A 19186-nucleotide genomic window follows, 5' to 3' on the forward strand; every position below is an offset into this window, starting at 1 on the left:
CCATGATCGCCCGTATCGTAACCTGGGCGGTCGAGAAGCGCTGGCTAGTCCTGCTCCTCACCGTCATCGTCGCCGCCATCGGCGCCTTTTCCCTCTACCGGCTACCGATCGACGCGGTGCCGGACATCACCAACAATCAGGTCCAGATCAACGTCCGCGCGCCTGCCCTCTCGCCCGAGCTGGTCGAGAAGCAGGTGTCGTTTCCAATCGAAACCGCGCTCGCCGGCACCCCCGGCCTGGAATATACGCGCTCGTTGAGCCGCAACGGCTTCGCGCAGATCACGGCGGTCTTTTCGGACGCGACGGACATCTATTTCGCCCGCCAGCAGGTGGGCGAGCGTCTGCGGGGCGTGCAAGAGAATCTGCCCGACGGCGTGAACCCTGAAATGGGTCCGATCGCGACAGGCCTGGGCGAGGTGTACATGTACACCGTTCGTCTCGATCATCGCGAGGACGACAAGCACAAGCCCGGTGAACCGGGCCAACAGCCCGATGGCAGCTACATCACGCCAGAGGGCGAGCGACTGACGACCGAAGAGGACAAGGCGACCTACCTGCGCACCGCGCAGGACTGGATCGTGACGCCGCTTCTGAAGACCACACCGGGCCTCGCCGGTGTCGACTCGATTGGCGGTTACGCCAAGCAGTTCCTCGTCGTGCCCGACGTGCAGAAGCTGGCCTCGCTCGGCATCACGCTGACGGACCTGGGAAATGCGCTGGAGCGCAATAACACCAGCGTCGGCGGTGGCTTCGTCAATCGCAATGGCGAAGGTCTGGCTGTTCGCTCGGATGCGCTCGTTCGCAATGCCAGCGAGTTGGCCAGGACCGTGATCGCGACACGTAACGGCGTGCCGATCACGGTCGAACAAGTTGCGACTGTGAAGACGGGTCAGGCGATCCGCATGGGTTCGGCATCGGAGAACGGTACCGAAGTCGTCGTCGGCACGGCGATCATGCGGATCGGCGAGAACAGCCGCATCGTGTCGACCGCGGTCGCTGAGAAACTGAAGACGATCAACGCTTCGCTGCCTCCTGACGTCGTAATTCAGCCGGTGCTGAACCGCACCGAGCTGGTCAATTCGACGATCAAGACGGTCGCGAAAAACCTGTCCGAAGGCGCAGTGCTGGTCATCGTCGTGCTCTTCCTGCTGCTCGGCAACTTCCGTGCGGCCCTGATCGCGGCGTTGGTCATCCCGATCACCATGATGCTGACAGGCTTTGGTATGCTGCGCGCTGGGGTCTCGGCCAATCTGATGAGCCTTGGGGCTTTGGACTTCGGTCTGATCGTCGACGGCGCCGTCATCATCGTTGAAAACGCGCTGAGGCGGCTTGCCGAACAACAGCATCATGAAGGTCGCTTGCTGACCGTCAAGGAACGGCTTGCGACCGTGGCAGCCGCCGCTCGCGAGATGATCCGCCCCTCGGTTTACGGGCAGGCAATCATCATCCTCGTCTACGTACCGCTGCTCACGCTGACCGGCGTGGAGGGTAAAACGTTCGGACCGATGGCGCTGACCGTCATCATCGCGCTCGCCTTCGCCTTCATCCTCTCTCTCACCTTCGTGCCGGCGATGATTGCGATCTGGCTGTCGAAGAAGGTCGAGGAGAAGGACGGCCGCATCATCACGTGGCTGAAGAAGCGCTACGAACCCGGTCTCGACCGGGCCATGAAGCGCCCGACGCTGACGATCGGTGCGGGTGTGGGAAGCCTTGTGGTGGCGGCGCTTGCTTTCACTACGCTCGGCTCGGTGTTCCTGCCGCAGCTCGACGAAGGCGATTTGCTGGTCCAGTCGCTCCGCATTCCGGCAACGTCGGTCCAGCAGAGCCAGGCGATGCAGGTGCCGATCGAGCGGATGATGTCGAAGCAGCCGGAGGTGCAATTCGTCTATTCCAAGACGGGCACCGCCGAGCTGGCGGCCGACCCGATGCCGCCGAACGCGACCGACATGTTCGTCATCCTGAAGCCGCGCAAGGATTGGCCGGATCCTGAGCTTCCCAAGGAGGAGCTGGTCAGCCGGATCGAGGGTAATCTCGCGAAGATTCCGGGAAATGCCTACGAGATCACCCAGCCCATCCAGATGCGCTTCAACGAGCTGATCGCCGGCGTGCGCGGCGACATCGCGGTGAAGGTGTTCGGGGACGACTTCAACCAGATGAACCGGACGGCCGAGCAAATCGCGGCGGTGCTGCGCAGAACGCAAGGCGCAGCGGACGTGAAGGTGGAGCAGACGACCGGTCTTCCCATGCTCGACATTCGTGTCAACCGCGACGCGATGGCGCGGTTGGGCGTTACGGCTCAGGATGTGCAGGACACCGTGACTGCGACGATCGGCGGGCGAACATCGGGCCAGATCTTCGAGGGCGACCGTCGCTTCCCCGTGGTGATCCGCCTGTCGGAGGCGCAGCGTGCCGACATCGGCCTGCTCCAACAGGTGCAGGTGCCGGTGGCAGGCGGCGGCTATGTACCGCTGTCCAGCGTCGCCGAGATCAAGGTGGTCGATGGTCCGAACCAGATCAGCCGCGAGAACGGCAAGCGGCGCGTGGTGGTGCAAGCCAACGTGCGTGGCCGCGACGTCGGATCCGTCGTGGCGGATGCGCAGGCGGCGATCGGCAGCCAACTCCGGCTGCCTGCCGGCACCTATCTCGAATGGGGCGGCCAGTTCGAGAACCTCCAATCGGCAAGCGAACGGCTGAAGCTGGTCATTCCGGCTTGCTTCATCTTGATCCTGCTGCTCCTCTACGGGGCGTTGGGATCGGTCCGCGACGCCGCGATCGTGTTCACCGGCGTGCCTTTCGCGCTGGTGGGCGGCGTCCTGTTGCTGTTCCTGCGGGGCATGGACTTCTCGATCTCGGCGGCAGTGGGCTTCATCGCCCTCTCGGGCATCGCGGTCCTCAACGGCCTCGTCATGGTCAGCTCGATCCAAGATCTGATCCGATCAGGGATGAGCCGCGAGGAAGCCGCGCATGTTGGCGCGATGCAGCGTCTGCGACCCGTCATCATGACCGCGCTAGTCGCCAGCCTCGGCTTCGTGCCGATGGCGCTGGGCGAAGGCGCCGGCGCAGAGGTTCAAAAGCCTTTGGCGACGGTCGTCATCGGCGGTCTGATCTCGGCGACGCTTCTTACGCTGTTCGTGCTGCCGACACTCTATGCCCGGTTCGGGCAGAAAGTGATCGAGAAACCCGAGCACTACAATGAGGAGCATGAAGGGGACGACCACGGTCAGACCTTCGTGAACAACTTGGCCTGATGGATGGGCGGGGCGATCCGCGATCGCCCCGCCCATCTCTGGGAGATGGGGATATGCCTCGCACCATAACCAGCTCGATGCTTCACGGCGGGCCACTGCGCATCTGGTCGGCACTCACCGATCCGGATCATCGCCGGGCGTGGAGTCCGCTCGTATTTCTCGATGATCCGTCCCGGCTCGGCGACACAGAATGCACCTTTGCGATCCAGGGCATCACCCGGCCAATTCGGACGCCAGCACGGATTGATCGATTCGATAAACCGCACGCCTTCGCTTGGTCCTGCGGCATCCCCTATCTGTTCACGCTCGAAGAGCGGTACGAGCTGGCGGGGGACGATGGCGGCACCAGGCTAACGCATAGCTGCACGCTGCGCGGGGCGCTCTCCCTGCCGTTCGCGGCGATGATGTTGCGCCGCCTGCGATCCCTGATGGTCGAATCTGACGATCGCCTCGCAACCTATCTCCGCTGGCGGGTAGGTCAGCCTGCCCGGGCTATCAATCGTCAGCGCGTCCCCTTCCGCTACAGGAGGAAGGCGCGATGATGATGCACTGTAAGCGGGTGCTGCCCGCCGTCATCCTCGTTGTCGGGCTCGCGGCGTGCTCGGAAAGAAAGCCGCCAGCCCCGCCAACGGAGCAGCAGATCCATTCGTCCGACAGCGCCGTGGCGACCGGGGAAATGGGGCGGCATAGATATCGCTGTTCCGACGGGGAACCGCTGTTCGTCGATTACAAGGACAACGGCCTGCAGATCGATTTGCGGCGCTCCAACGGGGGACCGCCGATGATGCTGACCGCGCCAGCGCAGGGCCTGCAATATGTCGGCGAAACAGCCACCGCGACCTTCAAGGGGTCGCAGCTCACCATCGTGGAAGGCGATGGCCGTACCCGGATCTGCGAGCGGGAAGGCACGCGATGAACTGCCCTGCCTTCGAACGCCACAGGGCGCTTCGTCGGAAGAGACCGATGTCTGACACGTCGATTTCAAATGTGACAACCTTGTGCGGCCTGAATCGGGCCGGTCTGGCGATCGCGCGCCTCGGCGTCGTTCTCGTCTCCGGGGCGGTTATAGGGGCGTGTAATCCAGCGCCGACCCAGCCTACCGAGCCGGCGCATGAAAAGCATCTGACGTCGAAACTAATCGCGCAGCGCATCATGTACTGCGACGACGGCACACGCGCCGATGTCGACTTCATCGATGACGGCTTGAAAATGGCCGTCACCTGGCTGCCGAAGGGCAGGACCGAGATCCTGCGCGCGCAGCGAACCGGTGACGAGTTTCGCGGCGACCATTCGCGGGCTGTCGTGGCGGGCGGATCGATCGCGTTCACGCGACGCGGGAAGATCCGCGTCTGCCACCGAACCCCGGAGGAGTCCTAGGAAATGCAGGCACTGCTCTATACGCTTGCGCCTGTGCTGGCGGTCGTGCTCGGCGCGATTGTCGCGAGCCGCACCAAGTTGAAACCTGGCCTCGTGGCGGGCCTACAGCATCTCGCTGCCGGCGTCGTGTTCGCGGCGGCAGCGACCGAAATCCTGCCGCAGGTCAAGCATGAGGCATCGCCCAGCGCGACGTTGATCGGCGGGGCGGCGGGCGTCGCGACCATGCTGGGGCTCAAGGCTCTTGAGGCCCGCTTCAAGGGGCCGATGGCGCTACTCGCCGCGATCGGCATCGACATTCTGGTCGACGGCCTGGTGCTCGGCCTCGCTTTCGTGGCGGGCGAGAAGGCAGGTCTCCTGCTGACGATCGCGCTCACTCTGGAAGTGTTATTTCTGGGACTGACGCTGACCGACGAGCTGGCGGAAACCTATCGCTCGCGCTTGCGCATCATCGTGATCGTCTCGGCATTGGCCCTGCTGCTGCCGATCGGCGCGCTCGCTGCCGTGCCGGTCGCCGCGCTGTCGCCGGTGATGATCGCCGGCTTCCTCAGCTTCGGGCTGATGGCGCTGCTCTACCTCGTCACGGAGGAGTTGCTGGTCGAGGCGCACGAGAAACCCGACACCCCGCTCATCAGCTCGATGTTTTTCGTCGGCTTCCTGGCCCTGCTGACACTTGAGGAGATGATGGGATGATCCCGGGCAACGACAACAATGGCGGGCAGGAGCGCCGCACACTGTGGATCGTCCTGCTGCTGAACGCGGCGATCGCTGCGGGCTTCTTCGTTTCCGGCTTCTTCGCGGACTCGAGCGCGCTGATCGCCAACGGCGTCGACAACCTGTCCGATACGGCTGTGTATGCGCTGAGCCTTGTGGCGCTCACCCGGGGCCAGACATGGAAGACACGCGCCGCGGTCGCTTCGGGCGTCATGCTGCTGATCTTCGCGGGCGGCATCTTGATCGATGTCGGACGGCGCTACGTGCAGGGCAGCGAGCCCATCGGACCTACCATGATGGTCATGTCCGCGATCGCCGGCGTCGTGAATTACCTCTGCCTGCGGCTGCTCCAGCGCCTCAAGGATCCGGACGTCAATCTCCGGGCCGCAACCACCTTCAGCTTCAACGACTTCATTTCCAACGGCGGCATCCTGATCGCCGGCGTGCTGGTGCTGTGGTTGGGTACCAATTGGCCGGACCTGCTGGTCGGCTTCGCCACCGCCATCATCGCCATCAAGGGCGGTGTCGAAATCCTGCGCGACGCGCGCGCCGAAACCAAGAAAAGCGAAAGGAGGTCGTCATGAACGACAAGCTCGAACTCGACATTCCAGTGTTGTTGCCGGACCTTCCTGACGCGGCCGATGCCTGCCTGGACCGTCTCGTATCAACCCTGTCAAAGCGCGAAGGTGTCGAGCGGGCGCATGTGATCTGTCTCGACGGCAACACGCCAGCGGCGCTGTGCATCCATTTCGATGCCGCCAAGCTGCCGCTGCCACGGTTGCGCGAAATGGTGCGCGCCGCAGGTGCCGAAATCACCGAGCGCTACGGCCATGCGATCTGGCAGGTGACGGGGATCAACCACGAACGTCGGGCGCGCACGGTCAGCGATGCGCTGTGCGCCTTGCCCGGCGTGGTCCAGGCAAGCGCCAGCACCAGCGGGTCTGTCCGGGTCGAATATGATCGCCGCGAAACCACCGAAGAGGAGGTGCGCGCTGCGCTTCGCAAGCTGAAGGTGAGGGTGGGCAAGCGGGTCGCTGCCGATGAACATGCCGGCCACGACCACGGCCCCGGGGGCCACGGCGCGGGCGAAGAGAAGCACGGCCCCGGCGATGGCCACGACCATAGCCACGCCGAATTTCTCGGCCCCAATACCGAGCTGATCTTCGCGCTCGCCTGTGGCGCGCTGCTGGGGATCGGCTACGCGATCGAGAGGCTGGTCGCTGGCGCGCCCGAATGGCTGCCGACCGCCTGCTATATCGCAGCCTATTTCTTCGGCGGATTCTTCACGCTGCGCGAGGCGATCGACAACCTCCGGATGAAGAAGTTCGAGATCGACACGCTGATGTTGGTCGCTGCGGCCGGCGCCGCTGCGCTGGGCGCATGGGCCGAAGGTGCGCTGCTGCTGTTCCTGTTCAGCCTCGGCCATGCGCTTGAGCATTATGCAATGGGCCGCGCCAAGAAGGCGATCGAGGCGCTGGCGAAGCTCGCGCCCGAAACCGCGACCGTGCGACGCGGCGGGCAGACCAGCGAAATCCCGGTCGAGCAGATGGTCGTCGGGGACATTGCCATCGTCCGCCCGAACGAGCGCCTGCCTGCCGACGGCTTCGTCATCAAGGGCACCAGCGCGATCAACCAGGCCCCGGTCACGGGTGAAAGCATCCCGGTCGACAAGGTGCCGGTCGCAGATGCCGCAGCGGCACGCGCCAAGCCCGATGCAGTCGACGCGGAAAGCCGGGTTTTTGCGGGTACGATCAACGGCGGCGGCGCGATCGAGATCGAGGTGACACGCCGTTCCAATGAAAGCGCGCTTGCCAAGGTCGTGAAGATGGTGAGCGAAGCGGAGACGCAGAAGTCGCCGACGCAGCGCTTCACCGACCGGTTCGAACGGATCTTCGTGCCCGCCGTCCTGGTCCTGTCAGTGCTCCTGCTGTTCGCATGGGTGGTCGTCGACGAGCCGTTCCGCGACAGCTTCTATCGCGCGATGGCGGTGCTGGTGGCGGCAAGCCCGTGCGCGCTCGCGATCGCAACGCCGAGCGCGGTCCTGTCGGGCGTTGCCCGTGCAGCGCGGGGCGGCGTGCTCGTGAAGGGCGGTGCACCGCTCGAAAACCTCGGGTCGCTCAAAGCGATCGCTTTCGACAAGACGGGCACGCTGACCGAAGGTCGTCCGCGCATCACTGATGTCGTGCCCGTCGATGGCGCCGATGAAGGCGAGTTGCTGGCGCTGGCTGTCGCCGTCGAAGCGTTGAGCGACCATCCCCTGGCCCAAGCGATCGTCAAGGACGGCCGCGAACGTCTGAACGATCGTGCCGTGCCGACTGCCGGCGACCTCAAGAGCCTGACCGGTCGGGGCGTCACCGCGAGCGTGGATGGCGAGACGGTGTGGATCGGCAAGGCCGAGATGTTCGGAAGTGAGGGCATTCCGGCGCTGGGGCAGGGCGCGCAGGACGCAATCGCGAAGCTGCGCGAGAACGGCCGCACGACAATGGTGGTCCGCAAGGGGGACCGCGACCTGGGCGCGATCGGCCTGATGGACACGCCTCGCGAAGCTGCCAAGACCGCGTTGCGTCGGCTGCACGAGATGGGCGTGTCGCGGATGATAATGATCTCCGGCGATCACCAGAAAGTCGCCGAAGCGATCGCCGACGAAGTCGGGATCGACGAAGCGTGGGGCGACCTCATGCCCGAAGACAAGGTTGCCGCGATCAAGAAGCTCGCCGGCGAAGACAAGGTCGCGATGGTGGGCGACGGCGTGAACGATGCGCCGGCGATGGCAAGCGCCACGGTCGGCATCGCGATGGGCGCGGCGGGGTCGGACGTTGCGCTGGAGACAGCCGACGTGGCGCTGATGGCCGACGATCTGGCGCACCTGCCATTCGCAGTCGGTCTTAGCCGCCATACCCGTGGAATCATCCGGCAGAACGTCTTCGTCAGCCTGGGTGTCGTCGCCTTCCTGGTGCCTGCTACCATCCTCGGCCTCGGCATTGGGCCAGCGGTGGCGGTTCATGAGGGATCGACGCTGCTCGTCGTCATCAATGCGCTCAGGCTGCTCGCCTACCGCGATCCGGCAGGGAAGGCGGCATGAAGTGGCTGATCGCCTTCGACCTCGACGGCACGCTTGCCGAGAGCAAGCGGCCGGGGCTGTTGAAAAAGGCCGGGTGAGCCGATCGCGTTCCTAACGGGTTCCCTGCTTCGACACATCGGGAGCAGCGGCCATGATGGGTGAGCAACAGCGAGGCGGCAAGGGCGCAAGTTGGCGGGCGCTAGGAGCGATGATCCCCGCCGATCACATCCTACGCAGGATAGACGGACTGATCGACCTGGGTGAACTGCGCGATGCGCTCGCGCCGCATTATAGTCGCCGTGGGCGTCCCTCGATAGCGCCTGAATTGCTGGTCCGCATGGCGCTTATCGCTCGCCTCTATGGCATCACGTCGGAACGCCGGCTGTGCGAGGAAGTCCGCTTCAATCTCGCTTATCGCTGGTTCTGCCGATTGCCGCCCGACGCGCGGGTGCCGCACCACTCGACGTTTAGCAAGAACCGGCATGGCCGCTTCCGCGATGCCGGCATCTTCCGCATCCTGTTCGAGCAGACTGTTCGGCGCTGCGCCGACGCGCGGCTGATCGCCCACAAGGATGCCGCAATCGACGCATCGTTTGTCGCGGCCGACGCAAGCTGGCAGCGCAAGATGCGGGACGCCGACATAGCCGCGCCCCGGCTTCCCCGCCCGGTTTGCGAATGGCTGGCGGATCAGGCCAATGCTCTACCGCAGGAACATGGCGTGCCGCGTGGCAAGCCGGCCGAGGTGTCACGCACCGATCCGGCGTCGGCTTGGTCTGCGCGCACGGCGCGGGGCCGGTTCGGCTATGCCCTGAATATCCTGATCGACACGCCGGGAGGGGTGACGATCGACGTGGAGGCCAGTCCCGCCCGCTTCGCGGCGGAAGTCGATGCGGGGCGGACCATGCTGGCACGGGCCGATGATCGGTTCGGCTACCGGCCAAAGCGCGTCGCGGCTGACACCGCCTACGGCAGCGCCGCGTTCCTGGCGTTTGTCACCGATCGCGGCACCATCCCGCATATCCCGGTGCTGGAACGATCCGAACAGACCAAGGGCAAATTCCCCCGCGAAGCCTTCCGCTATGAACGGGAGCAGGACCGCTATGTCTGTCCTGCTGGCAAGATACTGCCCTTTCGTGGTGCCGATCGTCGGGCGGGCTTTCTCCGATACAGCGCCAGTCCCTCCGACTGCCGCGCCTGTCACCTCAAACGGAAATGCACCGCAGGCAGCAACAGGTCGGTGACGCACAGCGAACATGAGGACGTTTGCGAGCTGGTGCGCGGCGAGATGCAGACGCCCCTATTCAAGCGGTCGATGCGACTGCGTCGGGGCGTCGAGCGGGTGTTTGCCGATGCCAAGGGTAAGCGGGGGCTAACCCGTTTGCACCTTCGCGGCCTGCGCGGTGCCGAGGAAGAGTTTCTGTTGGGCGCGGCCATTGCCAATCTCGTACTGCTGGCCCGCCCCGCCGCACGACCGGCACGGACCCGCCGCCCACCCCCGGTGCCGGAACGGATCGATCACATGGCCCGGATCAGCCGGGGCCGGTTCGAGCAATCTTACTACGCGACGATCTTCTGACACCAATTAGCCAGGTTCGCGCTCGGCCGCAGGGAAGTGGCGATAGAAGGTGGAACGGCCGACCTGTAGCAGCTTCGCGACCTTCGCTGGTTTATCGCCGGCCTTGAGCAGCTTGCGGGCGGTATCGAGCATGTCGGGCGTCATGACGGACTTGCGGCCCCCGCCCGTGCCGCCCTTGGCCCGTGCCGCTGCCAAACCAGCAATCGTCCGTTCCTTTATCAGTTCTCGCTCCATCTCCGCGACGGAAGCGAGGATATGGAACAGCAGCCGGCCCGATGGGGTGGCCGTGTCGAACCCGTCCGTCAGGGATCGGAAATCAATCTTGCGAGCGGACAGGTCCGCCGCCAGTTCGATCAGGCCCCCAATCGAACGGCCAAGGCGATCGAGCTTCCATATCACCAGCGTATCGCCCGCCCGCACGAAATTGAGAGCTTCGGTCAGGCCGGGACGGTTCAGCTTCGCGCCGCTCACCTTGTCGGTGAACAGCTTTTCACAGCCAGCCTTGGTCAGCGCATCGGTTTGTAGCGTCAGGTCCTGATCGGAAGTCGAGACACGCGCATAACCAACCAGCATGAGTCCCGTTATCCCATCTCAAACAGCGAATTTCGGGACTTATATTTCGGGAACATATTTTGGGAAAGCCCCAGCGGGGATAGGGCGTGTTTTTGTGCCGGTGCCGGTCTTCCCGTTGGAGGTTCGTTTTTGGGAAACTGCTTATCGTCCGGGCGGGGGCGGTTCGTCGAACAGCATTTCCAGATCATCGGCCTCAAACCCGCCCTTGGGGCGCTCGACGAGCGTGAAGCGCCATCGCTGCCCGCGCCGTAGCTCAGTGAACCCGGCGCGCTCCGCCGCTCGGACGTGGACAAAGACCTTGGGCTGCTTGTCGTCACGAGAGATGAAGCCCCAGGCCCCACCACGGTCGAGGTATTTGATCGTTCCGGTCGGCATGATGCCTTCCTTTCGGGCCTAGCCCTCCTTGGCGCAGGCGAGGCACATCGTCGTCGCGGGCGCACGATCGAGGCGCTTGGCCTCGATTTCCTCACCACAGCGGACGCACCAGCCATAATCGCCGCTGTCGATCCGCATCAGTGCGGCGTCGATGCGGCTACATTCGGCTTGCCGGTGCCGCTGCGCCGCCAGTGCCATTGCCTGCACCTGCATGGCGTCGATCCGCGACAGGCGGCCGACGCTTTCCTGATCGAGCGTGACCGGGGCGCGCGTTTCCTCGGCCGCCGCATCATCGGCGACGAGCTGATCGCGAAGCGCCAGCAGTTGCCGACGCCGCGCATCAAGGTCCGGCGCGTCCCCGGCTATGTCAGCGTACCAACAGTACCGGGGCGCGAACGGTGCGGATCATCGTTGTCGTCGTGCTGCCGACGATCAGGGTGCGAAGCGGCGAGTGTCCATAGGCACCCATCACCAGCATCGCGCCGGGATGCGCCGCCATATGATCGCCGATCACCGCATCGACCTTGCCGTCACGCAGGACGGTTTCGGAACAGGCGGGCAGCGTTGCTGCCGCTGCGCCGAGCTGGTCGCGGTGTTTGCCATCATCCGGCCCCGCCATGACGAGGTGTACTGGCAAACCACCGAACAGCGGCGAGGTAGCGACATGACGGACAGCGCGGCAGGCGGCGGGGCTGTTGTCGAAGGCGATCACCACCGCGTCAGGTGCCTTGGCTTCGCGTGAGGCGATCAGCACCGGCTTGTCGCTGGCACGCACGACCCGTTCGACCTTGGAGCCGATATGGTCGGTCGCGAACTCGCCCGACGCGCCGCGCTTGCCGATGATGACCAATGCAGCATCGGCTTCACGCTCGACGATCGTCTCCACGATCCCTCCATGCAGGTGCATCGACGCGACCGTGATGCCCTGCTCCTTCAAGCGAGTGCCGCCTGCGTCCAGCAGGATGCGCCCTTCCTCGATGGCAAGACGCCCCGCCGCTTCCTCGATGCGGGTCAGCTCTTCCAGCAGCTCGCTTTTGACACCGAGGCCGATCGCGCCGCTATGATCGTTGCGCGATGCCACGGCATCCTTGCGCTGGACGACGTGCAGCAGCTCGACATCGGCCCCGAGCCGGGTAGCGGCCCAGGCCGCCAGATCGACGACGCTGGTCGCGTAGGTGGATGCGTCGATACAGGCCAATATGCGGTTCATAAGCCCTCTCCTCAGTGGGCGCCGAGCGCTGCTTCGGCGCCGGGCTTGTCATGGACGGCGAAGCGATCGACCATCGTCGCGCTCGCCTGATTGAGGCCGATGACCTCGACATGGGTGCCTTCGCGGCGGAACTTGAGGATCGCCTTGTCGAGGCTCCCCACCGCCGAAATGTCCCAGAAGTGCGCGGCGGTCAGGTCGATGACCACATTGTCCAGCACCTCCTTGAAGTCGAAGGCGTCGGCGAACCGCTCGGACGAGGCGAAGAACACCTGACCCGAGACGCGGTAGGTCCGCGTCCTGCCATCCGCGCTCAGCTCGGATGCCACGTCGAACAGGCGCTTGACCTTGCTGGCGAAGAACAGACCGGACAGGATCACGCCTGCGACCACGCCTTGCGCCAGATCGTGCGTCGAGACGACAACCAGCACCGTCACCAGCATGACAACCGACGACTGCCACGGATGGCTCTTGAGGTTCCTGATCGATCCCCAGGAGAAGGTGCCGATCGACACCATAATCATCACCGCGACCAGCGCCGGCATCGGAATGCGGGCGACCAGCGGCCCCAGTACGACGATCAGGAACAGCAGGAACGCGCCCGACACAAAGGTGGAAAGGCGGGTGGAGCCGCCCGACTTCACGTTGATGACCGACTGCCCGATCATGGCGCAGCCGCCCATCCCGCCGAGGAAGCCGGTCAGAAAATTGGCGATACCCTGCCCCTTCATCTCGCGGCGCTTGTTCGATGGCGTGTCGGTCAGATCATCGACGATCTGCGCGGTCATCATCGATTCCAGCAGGCCAACCGCCGCCATCGTCAGCGAATAGGGGAAAATGATGCGCAGCGTTTCCAGCGTGAACGGCACCTGTGGGATGCCGAACGCTGGCAGCGACGAGGGCAGCTTGCCCATATCGCCCACCGTGTTGACCTTGATGCCGGCATAGATCGAGACGATCGTCAGGATCACGATCGCGACCAGCGGCGACGGGATCGCCTTGGTCAGACGCGGGAACAGGTAGATGATCGCCAGGCCCGCCGCGACCATCGCGTAGGTTTCCCACCCGACGTTCGTTAGCTGGGGAAGCTGCGCGATGAAGATTAGGATCGCGAGCGCGTTGACGAAGCCGGTGATGACCGAGCGTGACACATACTGCATCAGCAGGTCGAGCTTCAGGAAGCCGGCGACGCCCTGGATCAGTCCCATGAGGATGGTGGCGGCAAAGAGGTACTGGACGCCGTGATCGCGGATCAGCGGCAGGACAAGAACCGCAATGGCGGCGGTTGCGGCCGAAATCATGCCGGGGCGTCCGCCCACGAGCGAGATGATGACGGCGATGGAGAAGGAGGCAAACAGCCCGACGCTTGGATCGACGCCGGCAATGATCGAGAAGCCGATGGCCTCCGGGATCAGCGCGAGCGCGACGACGATACCCGCAAGCACGTCGGCGCGCGGGTTCGAGAGCCATTCGCGTCGAAGCGAAGTAGCAAATGTCATGTAGAAACCTGATCGCAATAGCGAGGGGCGCACGCCGTCAGACGCGTTCAATCAACGATACTCGGAAGCGAGGCCCAAATTCGCTAAGGTTATCCCGGGGATAGGCGCCGGGCCGAGCCACCCGAATCAATCCGGGTCCGTCGAAGGCCTCTAGATAGTCACTGATCGGACCATATTGCAACTGCGAACATCAGCAGCCTGCATTCCCATAATACCATCCCATGCGAGACGGGATCGCAAAACCTTAGGGTGTCATTCCGCCCTCAACCGTACCCGGCCGCGAGCGGCGCATTTTTCAACAGCCCCGATCCTTTTCTACGCCGCGCTCTCGACACAGGGTAACACCGCGATGCTGCTGGCCGGCGCCGGCGCAGCGATCAGCCTTCTCGCCGTCATCGCCTGGGCCATGCTCCGCTACAGCCGGACGCTGCCGATTACGCAGTTCTTCCGCTACAGCTCGTGGCTGATGGCCGCTCTGACGGTCGTGCTGGCCGGTAAGGGAGTCGCTGCCCTCCAAGAGGCGGGGATCATCGACATAGCGCCGCTCGCCAGCGTGCCACGTATCTCGATGTTGGGCCTGTTCCCGACATTTCAGTCGGTGCTGGCACAACTCCTGATGCTTGCCGTGATCGTGATCGGGTTTGCCTGGAACCGCCGCGCCAAGCCGCGGGCGGGCGGGCCGCTAGCCTACTAGCGGCAGGGCAGACAACGCCCCTCTCTAAAGCGTTGCCGCAACCCTGACCGTGCATCGCACCGTCTCACGCGCCTTGGCTCGCAATGTAACGGGAGGGCGGCGGGGAAAGCGCCGCCCTCGGGCCATTTACGCGGCCATCTTGTCGCAAGCCTCGGCGCACTTGCGACATGCGGCGACGCAATCCTCCATGCCGTCCAGCCCTTCGCAGCTCGACGCGCACGCCCGGCAAATCTCGGCGCACTCGCGGCAGATATGCCGGTGGTGTTCGGACTTGCGCGCCATGAAGTCGATCGCCACGCTGCAAATCTGGGCACAGTCCAGCATCAGCTTCATGTGCTGCGGCTCGGCGTGCCGCCCTCCCGCCTCCAGGCAGTGATTCATCGCCATGTGAAGGCAGGTGATGTGGCATTCGTGGCAGGCGTCGATGCACGCCTTCATCTCGGGATCGATCTGATGCATTGTCTTTCCTTCCATATGCGCCCCGCTCCCCTCATAGATACGCGGTACTTGGCGCTATCCCTCGCCGCGGTTTGGACTTCACCGTCCTTACGGCTCGGACCATCGTCCAAGGTCAACCCTTTTCTTGCGCACAACGGAGAGTAACATGTTGAACTCCGACCGCAAGATCGTCCAGGATAGGGCAATCTGGCCGATCTCCGCCCGCGCAGCGACGCGCCAGATCTTCGAGCGACTTGCGCATCGCTCGGAGCTCGTGCTCCTTGCGCTCCATCTCCGCGGCTCGTGCAAGCGCGAGGGCCTTGACCTCACCACTCGCCCGATCGCCGTCCTGCCACAGCGCAACGAGCTGGCCGATCTCCGAAATTGGGAAGCCGAGATCGCGCGCGCGTCGGATGAAACGCAGCATGTGCACCTCGCGTTCGTCATAGTCGCGGTAGCCGGAATCACGCCGCGTGGCCTTGGGGATGAGGCCGATCGCCTCATAATGGCGGATCATCCGCTGGCTGACGCCCGAAGCTTTGGCAGCTTGTCCTATATTCACGTATTGTCTCCTCAAGCCGCTGTCGGACGCCAACGGCGAAGCGTCAGCGCATTGGCAGCGACGCTGACGCTCGACAGCGCCATCGCCGCGCCGGCGATCACCGGGCTTAGATAACCGAACGCCGCCAGCGGAATGCCGATCAGATTGTAGATGAACGCCCAGAACAAGCCTTGGCGGATCTTGGCATAGGTCCGCTTCGAGATGTCGATCGCGTCCGCCACCAGGCGTGGATCGCCCCGCATCAGCGTGATGCCCGCTGCGTGCATGGCGACGTCAGTGCCAGTCGACATGGCGATGCCGACATCCGCTGCAGCGAGGGCAGGGGCATCGTTGACGCCGTCGCCGACCATGGCGACCGTGCGGTCCTCGGCCCGCAACGCCGCTACCGCATCCGACTTTCCTTCCGGCAGGACATTGGCGACGAAGTCGTCGATGCCGAGCTTGGCTGCGGCTGCGCGGGCGCTTCCCGCATTGTCTCCGGTCAGCATCACGCTGCGTATGCCGCGGCCATGCAGCGCCGCCACGGCGGCCGCGGCGGAAGCCTTCACCTCGTCGCCGAACGCCAGCAGGCCGAGGAGGCGGCGTTCGGGCGCGCGCTCCGCAACCCAGGAGACCGTCCGTCCCTCGGCTTCCAGCCTGGCCGCCTCGGTGGCCAGCGGCGTCAGTGCGATAGCTTCGTCCTCCATCAAGCGCGTGCTGCCGAGGATCAGGTCGCGGCCGTTGACGTCTGCAGCAACCCCGCGGCCGGGCAGGCCGCGCATCCCGCTGGCGCGGGCGGGTTCGACGCCTTCCGAGCTGGCCCACGCCATGACGGCCCGTGCGAGCGGATGCTCGCTTCCGGCCTGAAGCGCCGCGGCGAGCGCGATGAGATCGGTGCGCTCGACCCCGGCGGCGGGCAGTCCGGCCAGCAGCGAGGGCTTGCCTTCGGTCAGCGTGCCGGTCTTGTCGAACGCAACGACATTGATGCGGTGCGCGGTCTCCAGCGCCTCGGCATCCTTGATGAGCACGCCGGCCCGCGCGGCAACGCCCGTACCGGCCATGATCGCGGTCGGAGTGGCTAGGCCGAGCGCGCACGGGCAGGCGATGACGAGCACCGCGACCGCGTTCAGGATCGCGACTTCCACTCCGGCGCCGGCGATCAGCCATCCGGCGAGGGTAAGCGCGGCTATGACGAGGACGATTGGCACGAACACGGCACTGACTTTGTCGACGAGCCGCTGGATCGGAGCCTTGGCGCCTTGCGCGCTTTCGACCAGGCGCACGATGCGGGCGAGGGTGGTCTCAGCCCCCACCGCCGTCGTCTCGACCAGGATGAGCCCGTCCGCGTTGATCGATCCGCCGGTCACTGGGTCTCCAGCGGCCTTGGCGACCGGAAGGCTCTCTCCGGTGAGCATGGATTCATCGACATGGGTCGCTCCCTCGATCAGTCGTCCATCGACGGGGATGCGCTCCCCGGGCCGGACGCGGACGCGGTCACCCGAGCGCACCTCCGCCAGGGCAATCTCTCGTTCGCTGCCGTCGGTGCCGACAACGCGAGCCTGGTCGGGCCGCAGCGCCATCAGCGCGCGGATCGCCTCTCCGGTCTGACGCTTGGCGCGGCCTTCGAGCCATTTGCCGAGCAGGATAAGGGTGATGACGACGGCCGAAGCCTCGAAGTAATAATGCGCGTCCATGCCGTGCATCGGCGCGAACAGCAGCTGGTAGAGGCTGAGCCCATAGGCGGCCGATGTGCCGATCGCGACCAGCAGGTCCATATTGCCGGTTCGGGCGCGCGCGGCCTTCCAACCCGCGCGATAGAAGCGCGCGCCCAGCCAGAACTGCACGGGCGTCGCGAGCAGCAGCTGGATCCAGCCCGGCACGGCCACCTCGATACCGAACGGGGCCAGCAGCATCGGAAAGACAAGCGGCAGCGACAGCGCCGCGGCGATCAGCACATGGCGGAGCTCTCTTGTTGCGGCGGCGTCGCGCCGGGCGTCCTCGGCGCCGCGTTCCGCCTCCGCCGATCCGGTGCGCGCTGATGCAGTGTAGCCAGCACTTTCGACAGCCTCGACCAAGACATAAGCGGGGACGTCACCCGCCGTTTCGATCCGCGCCGTCTCGGCCGCCAGGTTGACACTCGCGGAGCGGACGCCGGGCACTTTCAGCAGCGCCTTCTCGACCCGGGTGACGCAGGACGCGCAGGTCATGCCGGTGATCGTCAGCTCGGTCGTCTGTGTCACCGGGGTGTAGCCCGCCGCAAGAACCGCATCGGCTACGGCAGCGACATCGGATCGTCCATCGACGAACTCGACATTCGCGCGCTCCGTCGCGAGATTGACCGAGACGCCGGCAACGCCCTGCACCCCGGCGATGGCGCGCTCCACCCGCCCGACGCACGTCGCGCAGGTCATGCCATCGATGGCCAGCGACAGCCTTTCGTCGCTTCTCGTCTGTGCCTGCATTGGCAGCTGCGCCCGGGCGTTCATGGTCGTCTCCACTACTGAGTCGACGGCCTTATGGTCCCTCACATTGTGTCAAGGTCAACAGCTAAATTCACCTCTTGACCCTGACACAGTGTCAAGCCCCATATTTGTTTCATCCACCTTATGGGAGAACGAAGATGATCGACTTCAAAGTTCAGGGAATGACCTGCGGAGGCTGTGCGCGCGGTGTGACCAACGCGCTTCAGCGCGTCGATGCCAATGCCGTCGTCAACATCGATTTGGCGAGAAAGACCGTTTCGGTAAACTCGACGGCCGATGTACAGCAGCTCAAGCAGGCCATCGAGAAAGCCGGCTTCGCGGTGACGCAATAAAGCCCCATTTTGCCTAAGGGATTTGCGGGGCGGGCGCGTAAAACAATTGTGCGGTGATCCGCACGCGCCCGCCTCGCGATCATAAGTACAGGGGGACTGTATGCGTTCCGCAGCACAATGAATGAGGGTGGCAGATTGATGACCGACGGTGAGCGCAGTGGGTCAGGGAGCGACAAGGACGCCCTCGAAGTCGTCCTCATCACAGGTGCGAGCGGCTTTACAGCCGCCGCGCTAGTTGCCCAGCCGAGGGAACGCTACACGGTTGTCGGCCTGGATCGTGTCGGTCCTCCAGACCCGCGGCCGCCCGCGTCGGCAATCGGCTATGACATCACGGGCAACCCCAATCCGCTCTACGACAAGGCCACCGTGCACGACACCCGCCGGCTGATTGACGGGCTCCGGTCGTTCGACGTCGAGCAATTCGTCTTCGCCAGCACAATGCTGGTTCATAAGCCTGCCGCCACTCCGGAAGAGCGCATCAGCGAGGAGTCGCCAATCGGTGCGTCCTAGGCGTATCCACAGTCGAAAGTTGTTGCCGAAGCACTGCTGCACGCGAGGCGCGGTAAGATTCCCGTCGTCTTCCTCCCCGCCGCCGGAGTTTACGACGGCGACGGGCGCTCGGCGTTACTCGCGCAGCAGATATCCCAGATCTACGAGCATCGCGTGATCTCGCACTTTTATCACGGGATGCTGCGTGCGGCATCGGCGCACCGCGACGACTTGGCCGATGCCGTGCTTCGCCTGGTCGATCGGCGGCACGACCTTTCGGCCGAGCTGCCGCTGCTCATCGGCGCGCCCGGCTATGCCGAGATCCAGGACATCGTGGGCGAGGCGCTCGACGGCGAGGTCCGGAAGACTATCCGGATTCCGTAGCCGCTCGCGAAGGCCGGGATCATCCTGCAGAACGAAGCGCTCGGCAGCGACGACTTCATCCAGCCCTGGATGATCGACAGCAGCAACGACCACTATATCCTCGATATCTCCCGCGCGCGTTCGCTGCTCGGATGGTAGCCGAAACACAGTCTCCGCGACACGCTGCCCGCGATCGTCACCGCTCGCTTTCACACTCAC

At 64.7% G+C, this 19186-nt stretch carries 19 protein-coding genes, 1 pseudogene and 1 other annotated feature; of the genes and pseudogenes, 11 read left to right on the plus strand and 9 right to left on the minus strand.

Going from position 1 to position 19186, the window contains the following annotated elements:
- Positions 1-2 precede the first annotated feature (2 nt).
- The 8 genes from AC3WLM_RS20245 (at position 3) to AC3WLM_RS20280 (ending at position 9973) form a co-directional block, all read left to right on the plus strand.
- Entirely contained in the window at positions 3-3248 is a 3246-nt protein-coding gene (locus tag AC3WLM_RS20245; RefSeq protein WP_492478626.1) for an efflux RND transporter permease subunit, read from the plus strand.
- Between the two features lie 53 nt (positions 3249-3301).
- The gene (locus AC3WLM_RS20250; RefSeq protein ID WP_004212879.1) at positions 3302-3790 is read left to right on the plus strand and encodes an SRPBCC domain-containing protein; all 489 of its coding nucleotides are present in this window, start codon (positions 3302-3304) and stop codon (positions 3788-3790) included.
- The gene (locus tag AC3WLM_RS20255; RefSeq protein WP_004212880.1) at positions 3787-4164 is read left to right on the plus strand and encodes a hypothetical protein; all 378 of its coding nucleotides are present in this window, start codon (positions 3787-3789) and stop codon (positions 4162-4164) included. The genes AC3WLM_RS20250 and AC3WLM_RS20255 overlap by 4 nt, the downstream gene beginning before the upstream one ends.
- Positions 4165-4211: 47 nt before the next feature.
- Positions 4212-4625: a hypothetical protein gene (locus tag AC3WLM_RS20260; RefSeq protein ID WP_004212881.1), complete on the plus strand. Its 414-nt coding sequence runs from the start codon at positions 4212-4214 to the stop codon at positions 4623-4625.
- Between the two features lie 3 nt (positions 4626-4628).
- Complete coding sequence (locus AC3WLM_RS20265; protein WP_004212882.1) at positions 4629-5315, plus strand: ZIP family metal transporter; 687 nt, start codon at positions 4629-4631, stop codon at positions 5313-5315.
- Positions 5312-5920 carry a cation efflux transmembrane domain-containing protein gene (locus AC3WLM_RS20270; protein WP_004212885.1) on the plus strand — a complete coding sequence of 203 codons (609 nt, stop codon included), beginning with the start codon at positions 5312-5314 and terminating at the stop codon, positions 5918-5920. Before AC3WLM_RS20265 ends, AC3WLM_RS20270 begins: the two co-directional genes overlap by 4 nt.
- Entirely contained in the window at positions 5917-8418 is a 2502-nt protein-coding gene (locus AC3WLM_RS20275; RefSeq protein WP_004212886.1) for a heavy metal translocating P-type ATPase, read from the plus strand. Before AC3WLM_RS20270 ends, AC3WLM_RS20275 begins: the two co-directional genes overlap by 4 nt.
- Before the next feature lie 130 nt (positions 8419-8548).
- Complete coding sequence (locus AC3WLM_RS20280) at positions 8549-9973, plus strand: transposase (RefSeq protein ID WP_492478627.1); 1425 nt, start codon at positions 8549-8551, stop codon at positions 9971-9973.
- Positions 9974-9979: 6 nt separating this feature from the next.
- Here the strand turns inward: AC3WLM_RS20280 and AC3WLM_RS20285 are convergent, their stop codons facing one another.
- The 5 genes from AC3WLM_RS20285 to AC3WLM_RS20305 all read right to left on the minus strand — a co-directional run bounded on the left by AC3WLM_RS20285 (position 9980) and on the right by AC3WLM_RS20305 (position 13627).
- The gene (locus AC3WLM_RS20285; RefSeq protein WP_004212894.1) at positions 9980-10546 is read right to left on the minus strand and encodes a recombinase family protein; all 567 of its coding nucleotides are present in this window, start codon (positions 10544-10546) and stop codon (positions 9980-9982) included.
- 141 nt (positions 10547-10687) lie between these two features.
- Positions 10688-10921, minus strand: a complete 234-nt coding sequence (locus tag AC3WLM_RS20290) for a cold-shock protein (protein ID WP_004213294.1) — start codon at positions 10919-10921, stop codon at positions 10688-10690.
- 18 nt (positions 10922-10939) lie between these two features.
- Positions 10940-11134 carry a TraR/DksA family transcriptional regulator gene (locus AC3WLM_RS20295; protein WP_004213295.1) on the minus strand — a complete coding sequence of 65 codons (195 nt, stop codon included), beginning with the start codon at positions 11132-11134 and terminating at the stop codon, positions 10940-10942.
- 154 nt (positions 11135-11288) lie between these two features.
- Complete coding sequence (locus AC3WLM_RS20300) at positions 11289-12131, minus strand: universal stress protein (protein WP_004213296.1); 843 nt, start codon at positions 12129-12131, stop codon at positions 11289-11291.
- Between the two features lie 11 nt (positions 12132-12142).
- Entirely contained in the window at positions 12143-13627 is a 1485-nt protein-coding gene (locus tag AC3WLM_RS20305) for a SulP family inorganic anion transporter (protein ID WP_007684580.1), read from the minus strand.
- Between the two features lie 87 nt (positions 13628-13714).
- Positions 13715-13769, minus strand: a sequence feature (sul1 is cis-regulatory element that is thought to sense ions involved in sulfur or methionine metabolism; They are found in Alphaproteobacteria).
- Between the two features lie 165 nt (positions 13770-13934).
- Between AC3WLM_RS20305 and AC3WLM_RS20310 the strand changes: the two are divergent.
- Positions 13935-14321 (plus strand): annotated as a pseudogene (locus AC3WLM_RS20310) (FTR1 family protein); the annotation flags it as partial.
- Positions 14322-14447: 126 nt separating this feature from the next.
- Here the strand turns inward: AC3WLM_RS20310 and AC3WLM_RS20315 are convergent.
- The 3 genes from AC3WLM_RS20315 to AC3WLM_RS20325 all read right to left on the minus strand — a co-directional run bounded on the left by AC3WLM_RS20315 (position 14448) and on the right by AC3WLM_RS20325 (position 17786).
- Positions 14448-14780 (minus strand): four-helix bundle copper-binding protein, encoded by a 333-nt coding sequence (locus tag AC3WLM_RS20315; protein WP_039335527.1) that lies wholly within the window; start codon positions 14778-14780, stop codon positions 14448-14450.
- Positions 14781-14892: 112 nt separating this feature from the next.
- A complete protein-coding gene (gene cueR, locus AC3WLM_RS20320; protein WP_082013386.1) occupies positions 14893-15321 on the minus strand; it encodes a Cu(I)-responsive transcriptional regulator in 429 nt (142 codons plus the stop codon).
- 11 nt (positions 15322-15332) lie between these two features.
- Positions 15333-17786: a heavy metal translocating P-type ATPase gene (locus AC3WLM_RS20325; protein WP_052242504.1), complete on the minus strand. Its 2454-nt coding sequence runs from the start codon at positions 17784-17786 to the stop codon at positions 15333-15335.
- Positions 17787-17920: 134 nt separating this feature from the next.
- Here AC3WLM_RS20325 and AC3WLM_RS20330 point away from each other — a divergent pair, with 134 nt between their 5' ends.
- Entirely contained in the window at positions 17921-18115 is a 195-nt protein-coding gene (locus tag AC3WLM_RS20330) for a heavy-metal-associated domain-containing protein (RefSeq protein WP_030541577.1), read from the plus strand.
- A 138-nt stretch (positions 18116-18253) separates the two neighbouring features.
- The gene (locus tag AC3WLM_RS20335) at positions 18254-18625 is read left to right on the plus strand and encodes a Rossmann-fold NAD(P)-binding domain-containing protein (protein ID WP_030541578.1); all 372 of its coding nucleotides are present in this window, start codon (positions 18254-18256) and stop codon (positions 18623-18625) included.
- A gap of 114 nt (positions 18626-18739) precedes the next feature.
- Here the strand turns inward: AC3WLM_RS20335 and AC3WLM_RS20340 are convergent, their stop codons facing one another.
- Positions 18740-19186, minus strand: a complete 447-nt coding sequence (locus tag AC3WLM_RS20340) for a hypothetical protein (RefSeq protein ID WP_492478628.1) — start codon at positions 19184-19186, stop codon at positions 18740-18742.

This window comes from Novosphingobium sp. FW305-C-30-35 (assembly GCF_058783135.1).

What these genes read in the sequence shown, in the direction of transcription:
- AC3WLM_RS20245 (WP_492478626.1), top strand. Translation starts at nt 3, where the DNA reads ATGATCGCCCGTATCGTAACCTGGGCGGTCGAGAAGCGCTGGCTAGTC.
- AC3WLM_RS20250 (WP_004212879.1), top strand. Translation starts at nt 3,302, where the DNA reads ATGCCTCGCACCATAACCAGCTCGATGCTTCACGGCGGGCCACTGCGC.
- AC3WLM_RS20255 (WP_004212880.1), top strand. Translation starts at nt 3,787, where the DNA reads ATGATGATGCACTGTAAGCGGGTGCTGCCCGCCGTCATCCTCGTTGTC.
- AC3WLM_RS20260 (WP_004212881.1), top strand. Translation starts at nt 4,212, where the DNA reads ATGTCTGACACGTCGATTTCAAATGTGACAACCTTGTGCGGCCTGAAT.
- AC3WLM_RS20265 (WP_004212882.1), top strand. Translation starts at nt 4,629, where the DNA reads ATGCAGGCACTGCTCTATACGCTTGCGCCTGTGCTGGCGGTCGTGCTC.
- AC3WLM_RS20270 (WP_004212885.1), top strand. Translation starts at nt 5,312, where the DNA reads ATGATCCCGGGCAACGACAACAATGGCGGGCAGGAGCGCCGCACACTG.
- AC3WLM_RS20275 (WP_004212886.1), top strand. Translation starts at nt 5,917, where the DNA reads ATGAACGACAAGCTCGAACTCGACATTCCAGTGTTGTTGCCGGACCTT.
- AC3WLM_RS20280 (WP_492478627.1), top strand. Translation starts at nt 8,549, where the DNA reads ATGATGGGTGAGCAACAGCGAGGCGGCAAGGGCGCAAGTTGGCGGGCG.
- AC3WLM_RS20285 (WP_004212894.1), bottom strand. Translation starts at nt 10,546, where the DNA reads ATGCTGGTTGGTTATGCGCGTGTCTCGACTTCCGATCAGGACCTGACG.
- AC3WLM_RS20290 (WP_004213294.1), bottom strand. Translation starts at nt 10,921, where the DNA reads ATGCCGACCGGAACGATCAAATACCTCGACCGTGGTGGGGCCTGGGGC.
- AC3WLM_RS20295 (WP_004213295.1), bottom strand. Translation starts at nt 11,134, where the DNA reads ATGCAGGTGCAGGCAATGGCACTGGCGGCGCAGCGGCACCGGCAAGCC.
- AC3WLM_RS20300 (WP_004213296.1), bottom strand. Translation starts at nt 12,131, where the DNA reads ATGAACCGCATATTGGCCTGTATCGACGCATCCACCTACGCGACCAGC.
- AC3WLM_RS20305 (WP_007684580.1), bottom strand. Translation starts at nt 13,627, where the DNA reads ATGACATTTGCTACTTCGCTTCGACGCGAATGGCTCTCGAACCCGCGC.
- AC3WLM_RS20315 (WP_039335527.1), bottom strand. Translation starts at nt 14,780, where the DNA reads ATGCATCAGATCGATCCCGAGATGAAGGCGTGCATCGACGCCTGCCAC.
- AC3WLM_RS20325 (WP_052242504.1), bottom strand. Translation starts at nt 17,786, where the DNA reads ATGAACGCCCGGGCGCAGCTGCCAATGCAGGCACAGACGAGAAGCGAC.
- AC3WLM_RS20330 (WP_030541577.1), top strand. Translation starts at nt 17,921, where the DNA reads ATGATCGACTTCAAAGTTCAGGGAATGACCTGCGGAGGCTGTGCGCGC.
- AC3WLM_RS20335 (WP_030541578.1), top strand. Translation starts at nt 18,254, where the DNA reads ATGACCGACGGTGAGCGCAGTGGGTCAGGGAGCGACAAGGACGCCCTC.